The organism is Helcococcus sp. KG196 (genome assembly GCF_046035495.1).
GTDB classification, from domain to species: domain Bacteria; phylum Bacillota; class Clostridia; order Tissierellales; family Peptoniphilaceae; genus Helcococcus; species Helcococcus ovis.
Window position 1 is genome coordinate 96,425 of sequence record NZ_JBFNFI010000003.1, and the last position, 19,384, is coordinate 115,808.

Below are 19,384 nucleotides of genomic sequence, written 5' to 3' on the forward strand. Positions count from 1 at the left end.
TTTCAAAAAACGAAAAGATTAACTTCTTATTTTATGAGATTAAAAATTTAATCCATTCATATTTGGTGATGTTTGATTTAATTCCTTTTCATCAAAACTTTCAGTAATTGCGGCTTCAGTTGTTAATATCATAGACCCAATAGATGATGCATTTTCCAATGCAGATCTTGTTACCTTAGTAGGATCAACTATACCCTCTTCAATCATATTTACATATTTATTATTTAAGGCATCATATCCTATTCCCGCATCTAAATTTTTTACTTTATCAACTATAACCGATCCTTCAACTCCTGCATTTTCAGCAATCTGTTTTGCCGGATATTCTAAAGCTTTAGAAATAATAATTGCTCCTGTTTTTTCATCACCTTCTATTGTAGAAATATATTCATCTAAATATTTTATAGAATCTAAAAGTACAGTACCTCCTCCAGGAACAATACCTTCTTCAACTGCTGCTTTTGTAGCTGCAAGGGCATCTTCAATTCTAAGTTTTTTCTCTTTCATTTCAACTTCAGTAATAGCACCAACTTGAATCAATGCTACCCCTCCCGACAATTTTGCAAGTCTGGATTTATATCTTTCTATATCAAAATCAGAGTCAGAATTTAAAATGTCATTTTTTATAGAATTTATTCTATTTTCTAATTCTTCTTTTGAGCCTAATCCATCTACAATTGTAGTTGAGTCCTTATCAACATTAACTTTTTTAGCACTTCCAAGCTCGTCTAGTTTTACTAATTTCAAATCATCATCTAACTCTGATTTAAATACCTTAGTTCCGGTTAATATTGCGATATCTTCTAATATTTTTATTCTGTTTTCTCCAAAGCTTGGTGCTTTTACAGCTACAACATTAAATGTTCCCCTAATTTTATTTAAAATTAATGTTGTCAAAGCCTCTCCTTCAATATCTTCCGCAATAATTAATAATGGTTTTGAAACTTCAACAATTTGTTCAAGTATAGGTAAAATTTCTTGTATATTTCCTATTTTTTTATCAGTAATTAAGATATAAGGATTATCTAACTCAGCAATTTTTTTATCAGCATTTGATACCATATATGACGATAAAAATCCCTTATCAAATTGCATTCCTTCTACTATTTGTAAATTAGTTTCCATTGTTTTAGACTCTTCTACAGTAATTACTCCATTTTTTCCAATTTTTTCCATTGCCTCTGCAATTAATTCACCAATCTTCTTATCAGCTGAAGATATAGAGCCTACTTGTGCTATAGAATTTGTCGAATCAACAGGTATAGAAAATGACTTTATTTTTTCAACCACTAATTGTGTTGCTTTCTTTATACCTTTTTGTAATATTATAGGATTTGCCCCAGCTGCAATATTTTTAAGCCCTTCTCTAACTATAGCTTGAGCAAGTATAGTAGCTGTTGTTGTACCGTCTCCTGCAACATCATTAGTTTTTATAGAAACCTCTTTTAACAACTGAGCTCCCATATTTTCAAATTTATCTTTTAAATCTATTTCTTTCGCTATAGTAACTCCATCATTTGTAATAAGTGGTGCTCCATATCCCCTATCTATAACTACATTTCTCCCCTTAGGTCCTACAGTTACTTTTACAGCATCTGCTAATTTGTTTATTCCGGCCTCCAAAGCCTTTCTTGAATCAAGGCCATATTTAATTTCTCTACTCATAAAAATCTCCTATTCTTCAATAATAGCTAATATATCTTCTTTATCAATTACTATGTATTCTTCTTCTTTTTCTTTTACAATAGTTGCTTTATATTTTGTGTATAAAACCCTGTCCCCTAATTTAATATCATTTAAATTTTCTAAATCTTTTGATATCTCTATAACCTCTGCAAAAACTGGTGTTTCTTTAGAGCTTTCAGGAATAATTATGCCTGATATAGTTTTCTCTTGTTTTTTTAATGATTTTAATACCAATCTGTTTCCTATAGGTTTAATTTTCATATTTCCTCCTTATCACTCAATCATTTTATTTGCTAATAAAATTATATCACAAAAAAAGGAAAATAATACTACTTTCCAATTTTATTTTCTCTTGCGTAATAAAACAAATATTGCTGAGCATATCCTCTAAGTTTTCCAAAATAATTTGTACCTTCTTCTAAAATTTTACTATTAGGTAGAGTATTTCCAATATACAAAGTTTCCATTAATCTTTTTACCCAAACGTCGACAGGAAATGTTTCACCTCTTGCATATCCAAATAATAATATACAATCTCTAACTTTCGGTCCTATACCCGGAACTGTCAATAGATTATTGCCCAATGTGAGGTCATCTAAATTTTCATCAAAAATTTCCGGAGTACCTATATACATTTCAGAGCAATCAACTATCCTTGTATTTCTAAATCCAACCCTGCATATTTCTTTAACTTCTTCAGGGTCAGCTTTTGCTAAAACTTCAGCTTTTGGAAATGAATAATATTTATTACCTTTATATTCTTCGATAAATTCTCCGTAATTTTCCGATAATAATCTTATTGAATTTTTTATCCTAGGAATTTGATTGTTAGCTGAAATTATAAACGAAATTATCGTTTCAAATTTTTCCTGATTTAAAATTCTAATACCATATCCAAAATTCATGGCATCTTTAAGACTATCATTTTTAGAATATGCTCTTGTGAGTTTTAAATCATTTTTCAATTTAGAATAATCTCTATTCAAATCAAAATAATTATGCCAAATATTTATAAAATCATTTTCCGAAGAATTAAAAACAATTAAATCTCCATTTACATCATGTTTTAATTCTATAACTTTTCCAAATGCTATAACAATATAGGATTGATCTTGCGTTTTTTCCCATCTAAATGCTTGTCCACATTCAAAAATATGAGTTAAATTGAAGTCCTTAAGCCCTTTAATTAATAAATAATCTTCTTTTTTTTCTATAATATATTTCATCTTACTCCACTTCCACAGCATGTACCACAAATCTACCTTCTAATGTTTCATTATCACATGTTGATAATGTTAAAATCTTAGAATTTTCCGTAAATTTCGGTTCATATTTAAACTTGTTAATTGATTTATTTTTTACTTTATTTAAGTATTCTACCCATTCATCTTTATTTCTATTCGCTTGAATATAATAATCATTTACATCTGAGTAATAAGCTGTAAATATCTTATATTCATGATAACCTTGCTCTGTATATACTTCTATTATAAATTCATCTTTAGAATTAACAATATCTTTATTTTCTAATGTTAATAAAAGCTTAAACATCGGAGCATACATTTCAGGATTAGTTCTCAAATTATGTCCAAAAATAGTTGTATTCATATCAGAAAAATCAGGATTATTGTATCCGTTGACCATCAACGTTCCGGGTCTTGACCAATTACCATCTAAATCACTAAAAAGATATGTCTCATTATTTTCAAATAAATAAGTAGCAGGAAAATTAACCTTAAAGTCCTTAGCTTTTATAAATGCTTTGATATCCTTATTTCTTTTTTTTAAATCAGCAATAATTTTTTTCGCAAGTTTATCTTTTTCTTTTTTTGAAAGTTCTTTTCCTTTGTTATTAACCTCTATATCTTTTTCAATTTTTGTAACTTGTTCAGATACTTCATTTAATTTTTTTGTAGATCTATAATTTTGATAATAATATATTCCTATTTCATATACACTATATATAATAACCGCAACTAATATAATTTGCACTAATGTTAAAATAATTTTTTTAGCTCTTTTCATTAAATTCTCCATTTAACTTTTTTAAAATATTATATCACATATTATCATAATTAATAAATATGTACAAAATGGGTAGAATGAATATAATCTAGAGTTGTAAAATTTTCTTTAATTATATTTACATTTTTTTCATCCCATAAATATAGTCTAAAAATTATTGATTGTCGATTTTGAATTCAACCACCATGCGATTAAAAAAATATGAGATAAGAAAATGTAATATTACCTTATTTTTTAAGAATATTTCATAATTTACTCTATAAATAAAATTCATTTAATTTTTGATGCTTAATAAAATAAATTCCACCAACAAACATAGATAACGGTAATATCGTCATTACATACACAATATTATCAGTAATAATAATTCCAGCAATATAACTTCCTAAAGGCATAGCTACAGCTATTAAGGAATCTACGGTTGAATTAACTCTTCCTAACAATTCTTCCGGTGGAACAATACGAAATATACTACTAAACCCTATATTGTAAATGGACATTGCGAAATATCCAATAAAAAATAGTGCAAGATTTAGATATATATTTCTTGTAAAAATCGCTACAAACCATACTACTCCATTTAATAATAAAAGAAATCCCAATAAATTTGATTTACTAATTTTTCTTATAACATAACTTGATACTATACTACCAATTATCCCACTAATACCTTTAACACTTAGAAGTAAACCATAGTAAACTTCACCATTAAAATATATTTTTGAATATATAGGATATGCAACAGCCTGTATAGCATTAAAAAAATTTATAATTAAGAAAATTAATGTAACATCTCTTAATAAACTATTATTATTAACAAAAGTTAAACCTTCCTTTAATTCTAATTTATATTTCTTAAAATTATATTTATCTTCAGTATTATCAACTTTTGTTTGAAATTTAAGTTTAACACCTGATAATACCAGTAACGATAATATAAATATCAATACATCATATCTAAATAAAATAAAAATGCCAAAACTAGCAATAATTATTGATATTATAGAATTCAAAAAAGAATCTAGAACTTTACTAGAAAATTCAAATATAGAATTTGCAAACAATATTTCATTTTTATCAACAATTTTAGGGATTAAAGTCCCTTGAATTACATAACTAAAAGTGCTAGCTGTTGTAGAAATAAAAATTATGAATAATAATATACCTATTGACAAATATTGATTAAATAAAATAAAAAATAATAAACAAGAAATTTGTGTAAAAATAGATATATATAGTAATTTCTTTGTACTGAATTTATCTATTATTGGTCCTAGAAAAAATATAAAAATATCTGGAATTAATGTTATTGAAAAAAACAAGCCAAGAAAATAACTATCCTTAAAATTGTTATTAATATACCACAACATACTCATATAGAAAATACTATCTGCAATATTTAAAATTAAAACTAATAATAGTAATCTATAAATTTTTTTCATATATATCTCCTCTAACTATCTCATCAATAGTAATATCTTTCATTTCTTCTAATATCGATATAAACATATAAAAACAATAGAAATATATGACCAAATTTTTCTAATTTAGTTACATTTTCTTGTAAAATTGGATTTAACCACATATTTTTATTCATATTTGGAAAAAACATAATTTCTTTTTTATATGCTAAAATTGTTGAGGTAACTAAATCATCTGCGATTCCACAACAAACTTTACTTATTATATTCGCAGACGCTGGCAAAACAATAAAAAAATCTGCTTTTGAAGATAATAAAATATGAGGGATTTCTTTTTCATAAAATAAAGTATCATATATATTATCAGCATAATAGCTTAAAACGTTTTTGTTTATCATTTTTTTTGCGTTTTCTGTCATTATTACTGTTACTTCAAAAAATTGTTTCAAGTATATCAAATAATCATGGGCACTACTTGCTGATATTGAACCAGTAATAGCCATCAACATTTTCTTTTTCATTGCTACCTCTATAATATTTTTTCTTTATGATAGTTATACAACATAAAAAAAAATATTTCAACAGGAAAATGAAATGGTTTTCTATTTTTCGTGTGTAAAAAACTGATAAAAACTTCACGTTCAATGAATATGATGATAGTAGCAGTAGAGGAAATTTTAAGAAAAAAGAAACAGAGACAAATATTTCTAGTTGTCTCTGATGTAATTTCTAAATTTTTGGAATCAGCTTATTTAATTATAGTTTTTTATGATTTATTAAACTAAATCTATTATCTATTTTTTAAGAGAATATTATAATTTATTTAATTATTTTCTTTTTCGATAAATATATTCCTAAAATTGAAATACCTAGTAATGAAATATAAATTCCTACTCCATAATCTGCAGTTAAAGGATTTAATTTATTATCTTTTATGGTAAAATCAAAATTAACATTTCCCGCTTTATTTTTTTCACCTTCTCCAAATTTCATAGTTAATATATGATTTCCTTCCTGTAATTTACCAAAATATCTTTCAGGTAAAACTACAATAGTACTTCCCTCTAAAGAAATATAATCCGATTTACTTAATTCTTTTCCGTCAACCTCAACTTTTTCTAAAGTTTTTAACAGTCCATCCGATTTAAATTCTATTTTATCGACTTTACCTTTTTGAATAATTTGTCCACTACCATATACTACTTTAGGAACAAATTTATTTTTATCTTCATATTTTTCTTTAGATGTTTCTTTTTGCGTTTCTTTAAGCGTTTCTTTAGGCGTTTCTTTAGGCGTTTCCTTTGGTGTTTCTTTTTCTGCTTCCTTCAATACTAGAGTATTTTGAATTTCATCCAACATTTTTTCCATATCTTTAATTTCAGCATTAGAAACATCTTTTTTCTTTAATAAAGCTTTTGCTTTTTCAACCGCTTCTTTAACTTTATCTTTACCATCTTCTTTATATTTATCACTATTAATCATATCTTCTGATTTTTCAATCTTAGATATCAAATCTTCAGCTTTATTTTTTCCTAATCTTATATAAGTTGGTAATGATTTATTTCCAACATAGTCTTCTAAAACTACTTCAACAAGCCCATACGTTTCATTAGAATCTACAAAATCATCATAAATATCTTCTTCTGATTCATCTTGCATTTCATCTTCTAATTCATCTTCTGAAGTATTTTTATCATCAGAAAATGTAACATTCATTAGTGTCGCACCTCTAATAGCGTAATCTGATTCCCAGCCAAATCTATTATTAAACTTAACAATTTCACCATTTAATTTAACATGTAATTTAGACCAATCATTTGGCTCAGGACTCCAAAATGTTTTATTTTTTTCATTAAATAATTCTTTATTATATCTTTGAACATAAGTATCTTTCAGTTTACCCGTTAGTGTAACGGATTCTGCTTTACTTCCGTCATTTAATACAGTATAGATTGTAGCTTCAAATTTTTCTCCATTATTATATGGAATTTTTATCTCTGTATTACTTTCCCCTTTTTTAATAATCTTTGTAAATAATGCTTTAGAATCATTTTCCGGTAAAGTAACTTTTAATTCTAATTCTTTGTAATCAGCTTTTGGATTTTCCCAATTTAATACTAATTTTCCATCATGTTTAGATTGTACAATACTACCCTTTACCGGATGGTCTTTTTTGGTCGTTACTTCAACAGTCTCAGTTTCATAATTTAATCTATTTGCGATTGAATCCGGATTAAATTCAACTATTGAAGGTTCACTCTTTTCTCCATTTTTACCAACAGCAACTAATTCAAATTTATTAGCATTTTTTAATGATTTAATATAAAATACATCATCATAAATTCCACCTAAAAATACTTTTTCTCCATTGGGTAAAACTCCTCTTATTTCATATTTATCTACATTACTAAAATCTTCTTTTTTCCATTCAACAATCATCTCATCATCTGAAAATAATTTTTGAATTTTAAATCCTTCAGGTTTACTTGAAGCTGTTAACCCATCACTTACTGAAATTTTCCCAATATTCATTTGATAATTTTCAGATTGCCCCTTAAATATCAATCCAATCATAGCTAACTGTTTTCCAGAATAATTTGACAATTCTACACTAGAAGTAATCCATTCAGCCAATTTTTGAGAATTTTTCACATCTAATTTCTCGATTTTATTAGGATTATCTTTGAATATCAATGCTAATTGCATTTTAACATTATCATTTGAAGTTTTTCTAAATGTTATATCTATTTTTGACGTGCTTTTAATATCTAAATCCGTTTTATATAATCTAATTGTGTTTTCACCATCTAATTTTCCATAAGTAACTAAAGATGATCCACCTTCATAAGCTCCTATTTGCTTAAATGGTAACTTTATTATTTCCTTAGATATATTTTTTCTAACTTCTTTTTGTCCAAAGTCAAAATCTACGCCTAATTTCGCTTTATCCTTTTCACTATCAACCCACCATTGCCAAGTTAGTGGAATATCTTGAATATTTATATTTGACCATTCTTCATCTAAACTTACTTTTCCATTTTCAAAGTATTGTACACCTTTACCGATATTGAAGGAAGAATAAAAATTAGAACCTTTTATTACAGATTTTTCACTTGTAAAATCTGCTACTCCAACCCATCCACTTGCATCATCAAGCATTACATCTTCTCTTTTATATCCTTCAAACATTCCTGTTTCTCTAGGATTTACTTTGGCACCTGAAAAATACATTCTTGCTCTTTCTTCAATCATCCATTGATAACCTGTATCTTGAATCATATCATCAGGTAATCCTCTTTGATAAAAATCAGATGGAGTAAATAAGGCTATGCTTGCTTTAGGGTTTTTTGTATTTTTTTCATATAATTTTTCAATTTGTTTTGCTGAATTATGTTTTCCATTAAATCCGTTTTTATTTGCTTCGACCCCATAGAATACGTCTTTAAACGGGTCTATTCCCTTATTTTTTATATATTCAATTTGATTATCAACATTTCCAGTCCAATCATAATTTACAAATACTGAATCTTGGATTCTTTCTTGTTTACCGTCATTATTTGTATCAAAAAATAACCAACTATATTTAGAATCATTCATGCTACTATTAGTGTCATAATACTGTGTATACAATCCTGCATCATGTAATCTCTTTAGAAATAATTTTTTTCTATCTGCAAATCTTTCTTCAACATTTTCTTCAGCATTAAAGAAATATCCATCATATCCGAAAAAATTTGCCATTTCTATTAATTTTTCAGCAACAGGAAATTTTCCATCTTTATCTTGAACAAATAATTCATTGATTGTTTGACCCTGTCTATAATATTGGTCGAAATAAATAACCGCTATAGATTTAACACCATTTTTATGAGCTGCATTTGTATATGCCGGATTAGGTATATTTAATACACCAAATTCAAAATATCTTTTCTCCCATCCTCTATCTGCTGTTGATTCATATTTTCTATCATATAAATCTTCGGGAGTTGTAGCCGTAGTTGCTCCATGCCATGGTGAAAAGTAATCAGTATATTGCCAAAAACTTAGCGGATAATATCCAAAAGTATTATTGTACATCATACCATCAGTAAAAGTATTACCATAATCTCCTTGCATCAACATAATTTGAGCTTTTGATTCAAGTTTTGGATTTGCTTGAGTAGCCTTAAACGGTTCATTCCTTTTTTGTAGAGGAACTTTAGCTTTAAGAAGTTGAGCCCCCGGATCATTTTTCGGCGTCCAATCTCTTATATCCCAAACTCTGTAACCTGAAAATTTTGGTTGATTTGCTTTTCTTTTCGCCTCTCCTGTCATAGGTATAGAATCTGCAGCATATGCTTTTTGAGGCACAAACGATGCTAAAAATACCACTGATAATGCAGTCGCCAATATCTTTTTATATATTTTCTTCATTTCAACCCCTCCTATTGAAAATGTTTTCTTTTATCTACATTTTTAATATATCCCTAAGTTTTTAATTTGTAAATTTCATTTAAAAATTTTCGAAAAAACTTTATATAAAATATTCCGGTTTTGTAAAAAATGAAAACGGTATTTTAATATATATCACATAAATTGTTGAACGAAAAAAGATTTTTCGATATTATATAAATGAAATAAAAAAATAACGAGGTAAAAAATGGCGGAATTTAGATTCAATCCCTTACTAAACGATTGGACAATTGTAAACGGAAATAGACAAAATAGACCTGACATGCCAAAAGATTATTGTGCATTTTGTCCGGGTTCTGAACAAATAAAAGAAAATTATACTGTAATGAAATATGATAACGACTGGCCTTCAATGATGCAAGAGCCTCCAGTTCCTGATGATATATCTACGGATTTTTATAAAACAGCTAAATCTTATGGAAAAGCTGAAGTAATACTATATTCACCAGATCACAAGGCATCTTTATGGCAACTACCAGTTAGCCATATTATTGAATTGATTGATTTATGGAAAGAGAGATTTATAGAAATAAAAAAAGATGAGCATATAAAATATATACTCACATTTGAGAATAGAGGAAAAGAAGTTGGTACTACTCAAAGTCATCCTCATGGACAAATTTACGGATATGGATTTATGCCATTAAGAATTAAACAAGAAATTGAAAATTCAAGAAAATATTTTGAAAAAACTGGTGAATCATTAATATTAAAAATACGTGATGAAGAATTAAAAATAAAAGAAAGAATAATTATGGAAAATGATAATTTTGTTGCATTTCTTCCATTCTTCACAGATTATCCATACGGTGTGTACATAGTTCCTAAAAAAAATAACATATATACATTTGAAAATTTTAATGATGAAATAGCTGAAGAATTTGCTAAAATATTAAAAAATCTATTAGGAACATTTGATACACTATTTAACAGAGAATTTCCTTACATGATGGGCATATATCAAAATCCTGTAAATAGTGAATTAGAAGAAGAATGCAAAAACTTCTACAACTTCCATGTAAAATTCTTCCCTCCATTAAGAGGAGCAAATTCAATTAAATGGAATGCATCCTCAGAAACTTGTGTATGGGCAAAAACAAATCCAAGAAGAGTTGAAGATACAGCTATCGAGCTAAGAGAAGCTTTTGAAAAATTTAAGAAAAGAGGATAAAAATGGACTTACAAGAATTAAAATCAAAATTTATAAAAGCATTTGGTGAAAATGATAATGAAATTAAAACATTCTTTTCCCCAAGTAGAATCAACATAATAGGAGAACATATTGATTATAACGGGGGACAAGTTTTCCCTTGCGCTATAGAAATAGGGACATATGGTATTGCCAGAAAAAATTCTGATAATATTTTAAGATTAAAAAGCTTAAATCTTTCTAAAGAAGGACATGTTTCACTTTCTCCTATTGAAAATAAAGAAGAAAATGAATGGATGAATTTCCCTCTTGGTGTTGCAAAGTTTATAAAGGAAAGAGGATTTGATATTGGAGGACTGGATGTTTTAGTTTACGGGAATATTCCTAATGGCTCCGGTCTTTCATCATCAGCTTCACTTGAAGTTCTTTTTGGAGAAATCTTCAATACTTTCTACAACAAAGGAAAAATCTCAAATGTAGAGCTAGCATTAATCGGCCAAGAAACGGAAAATAAATTTATAGGGGTAAACTCCGGAATAATGGATCAATTTATAATCGCAAACGGAAAAAAAGATAATGCTGTTTTACTGGATACCGAAACTTTGGATTTTGAGTATATTCCATTCAAACTAAAAGACAATAAAATTGTAATATTAAATACAAATAAAAGAAGAGAATTAAAAGATTCTAAGTATAATGAAAGACGTGCAGAATGCGAGGAAGCTTTAGAAATTTTACAAGATTATGCTGAAATAGATAACTTATGCCAACTTACAGAAGAAAATTTAGAATTACTTGAAAATATCGAAAATGAAGATGTAAGAAAAAGAGCAGAACATGTTATCATGGAAAATTTAAGAGTAGCTGAAGCTGTGCAAGCATTACAAAATGGAGATATAGAAACTTTAGGAGAACTATTAGTAGCATCAAATGATTCATTAAGAGAACTATACGAAGTTACTGGAACACATTTGGATTCTATTACTAAACATTCAAATGATTTTGATGGTTGTCTTGGTGCAAGAATGACAGGAGCTGGATTTGGAGGTTGTGGTATAGCCATTGTTAAATCCGATAAAATTGAAGAATTTAAGGCTTATGTTGCTCCAAGATATAAAGAAGATACTGGTTTAGAAGCAGAATTTATTATTTCAAATGTTGGAGATAAAGTTCACGAAATTTAAGGATTAATAAAATATAAAAACCACTTAAGACACTTATTCATTGGATATATACTCCAACTAAATGCTTAAGTGGTATTTTCTATTTTCTAATTTTCTCCATTTCTTCAGGAAACATCTTCATATATCTTTCTTCTGAACCAACTTTTTTCTTTGTTATATCTGTAAATTCTATATTCTCATCTTCTAATTTTTCTATTAGATATGAAACTTTATTTATTCCAATATTCGCAATCATTTTATCTTGATTTAGTTCATAATTTAATCCCTTAATTTGATAATCTTTAAGTTTTTCTACTGATTCTTTTGTTAATGATAACTCATAAATATTGTCTTTTATTAAATCCATTTGTTCTTCTACTATTCGACCATCTTTCAAGAACATTATTTGATCTGTCAATAAGTCTATTTCACTTAATGTATGTGATGAAATTAATATAGCTGTTCCCGATTCTACTAATTCTTTTAATAGATGTCTTACTTTAATTACCGATGTAGGATCCAGCCCATTCAAAGGTTCATCAAGTATCATAAGTTTCGGTTTATTCATCATTGCCATCGCAATTAGTAAATGTTGTTTCATTCCTAATGAATAATCTCCGGTTTTTTTATTCATATAATGGGCTATTTGTAATTTCTCAACAACCTCATCTATTCTTTCTTTCGGTAATTTTTGTGCTGTTTTAATAAAGGCTAAATGGTCATATCCTGTCAAATAGTCATATAAAACTCTATTATCTTTTAAAAAAGATACTTCAAAAAATATATCTGAATTCGTATTTTTCTTTCCAACAACTTCGATTTCACCACTATTTGCTTTTAATAAATTTGAAATAACATTAAATAAAGTAGATTTTCCTGCCCCATTCGGTCCTATAACAGCATAAATACCGGGTTTTTCAATATGCATGTTAATTCCTTTAAGCACTTCCTGCTTTCCAAATTTTTTTGTTACATTTTCTAATTTTAAGATTGACATAATTCCTCCTCGCATAATAATTTTATAATTAAAACCACATGTTTTATTTTCATCTCAAACTATTTGTAATATATTAGTTGTATAATTTCTAATCAAAAGATGTCGAACTAACAATATTCTCTAAATATGGTACAAGATATTAGTTGTATAATTTCTAATCGAAACTCTCTCTACTTATTAGTTGTTACATCTTGATAAAATCAAGCTAAGAAATAAATTAAAGTTTCAGTTCAAATATTGTTACATTTTCTTAATAATTAAAAGCAGACTCATTTTTTAATTTTCTATTTTTTGTCCGTAAAATTTTTACTATTTTGCTAAAATAAGCATACAAAAATCTAAAGTTAGACCTTTTTGTCCGTAAATTTTAAGTAATAATGAAAAATAAATAGCTAAAAGCAGACAGAATCCACCAAACATCTATTTTTATCCGTAAAATTTTACAAGCACAGCAAACAAAATTGTTAAAAATAAGGTTTTTATCCGTAAAGTATACAGCTAGTGTCTAAATTCGATTTCAACTTATAAATAGTTGTAAACTTATAAGTTGTAGCAACCATACTTTATACTTTTTGTTTCCTTTTATTGACTATCATGCTTCCAATTATCATAAATATTATGCTCCATACAGTTAATACCATCATACTTGTCACAAAATTCCCACCGATTATTACATTTCTTATCATGACCGAATTATCTGCCACTTTATTTGCAAATAAATAGCTAAATGGACTATATAACTTTACGATATTTACATTTAATAAATTTGTTAAAATCACACCTGTTAATATAAATCCCGATGTCATCGCAATTAGTAAATTTTTACTCTTTGTGTATATTGAAAATAATGTTGCTATTGATGATATTAAAAATCCTTGCATTATCATCACTATAAATGTCTTTGTTAGATACTGCCAAATTGGCATAGTCGTAAATGTTTTTATTGCATTTAATCTTTCTTCAGGGATATTAAATTTCTTAAAATATGTTAAATAGTGAATTACAGGTTGTTTTATTTCTCCAAAGCTTTCTGTAATTACACCATTTAATATTGCAAATGCAAATACTACAAAACAGAAAATCGCTAATACATATGTTTGTGAAAAAACTTTTGTAATATTATATTTAAATCTATTTAAGGGTTGTGTATATATCATATTTAGCTGACTTCCATTTTCTTTTTCCGATACATACCCATGAAGTATCATAAACATTACAATCCCTAAAAATATTATATCTAAATCTTGATATTTTAACATTCTGTATATGGTATATACACCTGAATTTGTTCCATATCTTTCTTGATTTCTAACTTGTTTTTCTATCAAATTAGAATTAAAAATTTGATATTCTGAAAATTTAAAATCTCTTTTTGTTATAGGTATTACTTTATCTTTTATAGACACATCACTTAATACTTCATTTTCAAAAGTATTAAATGGTAGTGAATCTTGTTTAGAAATAAACATAGTATTATAGTGAGTTGAGTTAAATATATCAAGCCACTTTTGAGAATTATAAAATAAGCTAGAATCTCCTTTTTTATATCCTGCTATCATATTATTTATATGATTTTCTTGCGTTTTTGCTAAAGCATAAAATGAAGAGTTTATATCACTCAAATTAATATTTTTTATACTTTCACCTCTAGCCTCTATTCTATTCTTTTCTAATTTAACTTCTTCTATTATTTCTTTTATCTCTCCATTTTCTCCTATTTTATAATTTTTAATATTTATAGCTTTGTTTTTCTCAAAAAAGTGTAAAGAAAATATTAAAATTAATGTTGCTAATAAATAAATTAAAAAACTTTGATTATTAGTTATTTTCCTTACTTCAAATCTAAATACACTATATTTATTAATATAAATTTTATCTTGAACCTTATTAAACTTAAAATTATATCTAAGTATATAAATTGTTGCTAAAATTAATATTGTTGTGAATAAAATAAATATACCTAAAAAATAAAAGTTACTACTATACAATTCTTTATATTCATATTGTCCCGATATTGATATCGTCGAAAAAATTTTTCCATTAATTGTTCTAATATAATCCATTACATATATAGGATTAAATACCGTTTTTAAACCTTCAATATTTTCTGTAAACGTGAAACTCAATCCAAATAAAGTAACTAACAGAGCCAATGATACTTGCTTACTTCTAAATATTGAATTTGCAAATAATATTATTGAATACATCAAATTCATAATTGTAAAAAATAATAATAAAATTAATGGCATAAGATTATAAGCTAAAATATATTTTGGATTTAACCCTTCATGAAATACTCTATATATTTCTCTAAATCCACCTAAATTAATTCCTTGAACAAAACATATTAATGCAAAAAATATAAAAAAGGATGACAAATATATTATGGAAATTAAATTCATTGAAATTAATTTTGAAATAACTAATTTTCTATAATCTATAGGTTGAGTTTTCAATAGATTAATCGTACCATCTTCCATTTCCTTGCTTAAAATCCCATAAAATATTAGTATCGCAAATACTAAAAATGGTATACCAAATATTATCTTACTATTATATATGATTCTTCTTGCATAATTTGTTGATAAATGTTCTAAAAAACTATTATTTCTAGGAATATCATTTTTTTTTAGATATTCCATTTCCAAAACAGCATAATTAACATCTTTTTTTTCTAGTTTATCTTTTAACTCTAATTTATAATCCTTATAAAATTTTAATACCTCTGTTAATAAATTGTAATCTAATTCATAAAATTTTTTACTTATATCATATTTTTCCTTAAATGTCTTTTTATCTATATTTGACATAAAATGATTAAGCTCTGAATATTTAGAGTAATGATTATTATCTATAATTTCATTTAGTCTAGTTATATATTCTAAATTTTTTAGAAAATGAAAATCATTTTTTCTTGCATTAGCAATTAAAATAGTATCTCCTGGAACTTTTGATACTTTATATTCATGACTTAATTCTAAAATATTATTAGATCTATAATTTACATAAAATGACATAATAATAGCGAATAAAATAGTAAATAATATTAACTTTGATTTATGTAATTTTTTAATTTCCAATTTTATCATATCAACCTCTTATTAATAAAAAGCTAGTCAAAAAGACTAGCATTTTATTATTATTCATTCATGTAAATAGAATATGCTCCTATGTCATAAGGATTTGAAACTAAATATAGTACTCCGGAATAATAATGTAAAGTACTCTCTGTTTTATCTACTTTTTTGCCTCTTTTTATATATCCTTCATAATAAAAACCATTTTCTTGAATTCTTTTAAAAACATACATTGGATTTGTTTTAGCTGGTAAAATATCTTCATAAACTATAAAAGTTTTTACCATGCCTGTCGGCATAATTTCACTATTTTTAAAATCATCCGCATATGCTCCATTAAAGCTTGAAAACACTAAACCACATGCAAATACAAAAGCTACTATTTTTTTCATTTTTCTCTCCTAAATATATATTTTTGTAAATTATAACTTACAACTATATATTAATATAATTATTTTAACTTTTCAATGACATCGATGTCATTTTTAAAAATTTTTCTTTTTAGCTTTAATATATACTATTTTAATAAATTAATTTTATTAAATTTTTTGTTTCCTTTTATTAACTATCATGCTTCCAATTATCATAAATATTATGCTCCATACAGTTAATACCATAATACTTGTCACAAAATTCCCACCGATTATTACATTTCTTATCATGACCGAATTATCTGCCACTTTATTTGCAAATAAATAGCTAAATGGACTATATAATTTTACGATATTTACATTTAATAAATTTGTTAAAATCACACCTGTTAATATAAATCCCGAAGTCATTGCGATTAGTAGATTTTTACTCTTTGTATATATTGAAAATAATGTTGCTATTGATGATATTAAAAATCCTTGCATTATCATCACTATAAATGTCTTTGTTAGATACTGCCAAATTGGCATTGTAGATATTGTTTTTAGTGCATCTTCTTCATTTATACTATTAAAATTTTTAACATATGTTAAATAGTGAATTACAGGTTGTTTTATTTCTCCAAATCTTTCTGTAATAACACCGTTTAATATCGCAAATGCAAATACTACAAAACAGAAAATCGATAATACATATATTTGTGAAAAAACTTTTGTAATATTATATTTAAATCTATTTAAGGGTTGTGTATATATCATATTTAGCTGACTTCCATTTTCTTTTTCCGATACATACCCATTAATTATCATAAACATTATAATCCCCAAAAATATTATATCTAAATCTTGATATTTTAACATTCTGTATGTTGTATATATACCTGAGTTTGTTAAGTATTTTGCATTTTTTCTGTCTAGAGTTTCTTCAAAATTTGATTTAAACTTTTGATAATGTGAAAATATAAAATATTGTTTTACTATTGGTTTTACATTATTATCAACTGATACATTATTTAATAAAATATTTTCATATATAGTAAGTGGTGTTTTTTTTATTTTACCTCCCATTCCCCTCATATCATATTCAAGTTTGTCTTGAAATGATTGAGCCTTGTAAAACTTTTTTGAATCATTTTTATTATAACCATCTATTAAATTGTTATAATTATTTATTATTTTTTTATATTTTTCTATATTAAATTGAATCGATTCGGCCATATCACCATTTAAATTTTTTAGTTTTTTTTCTTCCAATAATAAATGATGCTTATATAATTCTAATTTTCCTTTAGGCTTTAGATTAAAATTAATCCCATTTAATACTTCAGTTACTTCAAAAAAATGTAAAGAAAATATTAAAATTAATGTTGCAAGTAAATATATTACAAAACTCTGATTATTAACTATTTTTCTTACCTCAAATTTAAATACACTATATTTATTAATATTAATTTGTTTTTCTTTTTCATAAACCTTAAAATCAAACTCTGATAATTTTGCAGCTACAAATATTAAAAATACCGAAATAATAAAAAATATTAGTAAATAGATTAAGCTACTATGATTTATGTTTTGATATGTCCCTAAACCATTTTTTTCTACAACACAATTTATTTTACCCTTTATGCTCCTAACATGATCCATTGCATATATCGGATTAAATACTGTTTTTAAACTTTTAATATTTTCTGTAAATGTATATCCTAATCCAAAAATTGATATTAAAAAGGCTAATGAAGAATATTTACTCCTAAATATTGAATTTATAAGTATTATAATTGAATAAATTAAATTCATTATTATCGTAAACGATAATAATATCAGTAATATCAGTTCATATGCCTTAAAGTATCTTGGATCTACTCCATCATAAAATATTCTATAAATTTCTCTAAATCCACCTAGATTAATTCCTTGAACAAAACATATTAATGCAAAAAATATAAAAAAAGATGACAAATATATTATGGAAATTAAATTCATTGAAATTAATTTTGAAATAACTAATTTTCTATAATCTATAGGTTGAGTTTTCAATAGATTAATCGTACCATCTTCTCTTTCTTTGCTTAAAATCCCATAAAATATTAATATCGCAAATACTAAAAATGGTATACCAAATATTATTTTACTATTATATATTATTCTTCTTGCATAGTTAGTTGACAAAAATTCAAAATATCCAATATTGGTATGTAAGTCATTTTCTTTTATATATTCCATCTCAAAAATTCCATATTTCCAAGATTTCAAATCATTTTCATCATCAATTTCCAATCCATATTTTTTATTATATTCTATCGCATCTCTTAAATTATTATATTCTAAATAAAAAAAATCTTTACTTATATCATATTTTTCTTTAAATGATTTTTTATCTATATTTGTCATAAAATTCATTAGTTTTGGATAATTTCTGTAATGATATTTAAACATTTTTTCAAAATCTAAGCCATAATTTTCCTTATTCATTAACTTATATTCATTTTCAGAAAAATTTTCATAAAAAATGGAAAGAGGCGAAAAACTTTCATATGAACTATATTCTATATATAACCCATCTTTTGTATTTGATCTATAATTTACATAAAAAGACATAATAACAGCGAATAAAATAGTAAATAATATTAACTTTGATTTATATATTTTTTTAATTTCCAATTTTATCATATCAACCTCTTATTAATAAAAAAGTCGGTTTTATCCGACCTTTTTTATTATTCATATCTACCGTAATATTCTGAAGTTAGTGTTAAAGTTCCTTTATAAAGATTAACTTTATAAATTCAACTAAAATACATTAAAAATATATAAAACATACAACACTATTAAATGAATAAAAGTTATTATACTCATATATAAAAATGTTGCAGTTAATTTGGATTCTTTTTTATTTTTATTCAAAAAATATATATTAACTATATCCAATATTATAATTATGTAGAAAATTATATGAAGTATATTGTTAAACTTACCAAGCATAATCATTAGGGAGATTTTTATTAATATCAGAATTATCGAAAAATAATATAATAACATTTT

General features: G+C 25.5%; 13 protein-coding genes. 2 read left to right on the top strand and 11 right to left on the bottom strand.

Going from position 1 to position 19,384, the window contains the following annotated elements:
- Positions 1-39: 39 nt before the first annotated feature.
- From groL to ABGF45_RS02535, 7 genes are all read right to left on the bottom strand, one after another.
- Positions 40-1,665 carry a chaperonin GroEL gene (gene groL / locus ABGF45_RS02505; RefSeq protein ID WP_134712017.1) on the bottom strand — a complete coding sequence of 542 codons (1,626 nt, stop codon included), beginning with the start codon at positions 1,663-1,665 and terminating at the stop codon, positions 40-42.
- 9 nt (positions 1,666-1,674) lie between these two features.
- Entirely contained in the window at positions 1,675-1,947 is a 273-nt protein-coding gene (locus tag ABGF45_RS02510; RefSeq protein ID WP_134712018.1) for a co-chaperone GroES, read from the bottom strand.
- Positions 1,948-2,015: 68 nt separating this feature from the next.
- A complete protein-coding gene (locus tag ABGF45_RS02515; protein WP_134712019.1) occupies positions 2,016-2,912 on the bottom strand; it encodes a DNA-3-methyladenine glycosylase in 897 nt (298 codons plus the stop codon).
- A 1-nt stretch (position 2,913) separates the two neighbouring features.
- Positions 2,914-3,711 (bottom strand): class B sortase, encoded by a 798-nt coding sequence (locus ABGF45_RS02520; RefSeq protein WP_167554070.1) that lies wholly within the window; start codon positions 3,709-3,711, stop codon positions 2,914-2,916.
- Positions 3,712-3,968: 257 nt separating this feature from the next.
- On the bottom strand, positions 3,969-5,153 hold the full coding sequence (locus tag ABGF45_RS02525; RefSeq protein WP_134743913.1) for an MFS transporter: 1,185 nt from the start codon (positions 5,151-5,153) through the stop codon (positions 3,969-3,971).
- A 23-nt stretch (positions 5,154-5,176) separates the two neighbouring features.
- Positions 5,177-5,653 carry a flavoprotein gene (locus tag ABGF45_RS02530; protein ID WP_134743915.1) on the bottom strand — a complete coding sequence of 159 codons (477 nt, stop codon included), beginning with the start codon at positions 5,651-5,653 and terminating at the stop codon, positions 5,177-5,179.
- A gap of 298 nt (positions 5,654-5,951) precedes the next feature.
- Positions 5,952-9,545, bottom strand: a complete 3,594-nt coding sequence (locus ABGF45_RS02535) for an endo-beta-N-acetylglucosaminidase (protein WP_134743916.1) — start codon at positions 9,543-9,545, stop codon at positions 5,952-5,954.
- 226 nt (positions 9,546-9,771) lie between these two features.
- On the opposite strand from ABGF45_RS02535, the gene galT reads away from it, so the two are divergent.
- Together galT and ABGF45_RS02545 are read left to right on the top strand one after the other, a co-directional pair.
- Positions 9,772-10,755: a galactose-1-phosphate uridylyltransferase gene (gene galT / locus ABGF45_RS02540; protein ID WP_134712024.1), complete on the top strand. Its 984-nt coding sequence runs from the start codon at positions 9,772-9,774 to the stop codon at positions 10,753-10,755.
- Positions 10,756-10,757: 2 nt separating this feature from the next.
- Positions 10,758-11,918 (top strand): galactokinase, encoded by a 1,161-nt coding sequence (locus tag ABGF45_RS02545; protein WP_408112576.1) that lies wholly within the window; start codon positions 10,758-10,760, stop codon positions 11,916-11,918.
- Between the two features lie 79 nt (positions 11,919-11,997).
- Here ABGF45_RS02545 and ABGF45_RS02550 read toward each other — a convergent pair whose 3' ends face one another.
- The 4 genes from ABGF45_RS02550 to ABGF45_RS02565 form a co-directional block, all read right to left on the bottom strand.
- Positions 11,998-12,894: an ABC transporter ATP-binding protein gene (locus tag ABGF45_RS02550; RefSeq protein WP_134712026.1), complete on the bottom strand. Its 897-nt coding sequence runs from the start codon at positions 12,892-12,894 to the stop codon at positions 11,998-12,000.
- A gap of 563 nt (positions 12,895-13,457) precedes the next feature.
- Positions 13,458-15,983, bottom strand: coding sequence for an ABC transporter permease subunit (locus ABGF45_RS02555; protein ID WP_134743920.1), 2,526 nt, complete (start codon positions 15,981-15,983; stop codon positions 13,458-13,460).
- A gap of 50 nt (positions 15,984-16,033) precedes the next feature.
- On the bottom strand, positions 16,034-16,363 hold the full coding sequence (locus tag ABGF45_RS02560; protein ID WP_134711742.1) for a hypothetical protein: 330 nt from the start codon (positions 16,361-16,363) through the stop codon (positions 16,034-16,036).
- Between the two features lie 147 nt (positions 16,364-16,510).
- Positions 16,511-19,012: an ABC transporter permease subunit gene (locus tag ABGF45_RS02565; RefSeq protein ID WP_134743922.1), complete on the bottom strand. Its 2,502-nt coding sequence runs from the start codon at positions 19,010-19,012 to the stop codon at positions 16,511-16,513.
- Between the last annotated feature and the right edge of the window lie 372 nt (positions 19,013-19,384).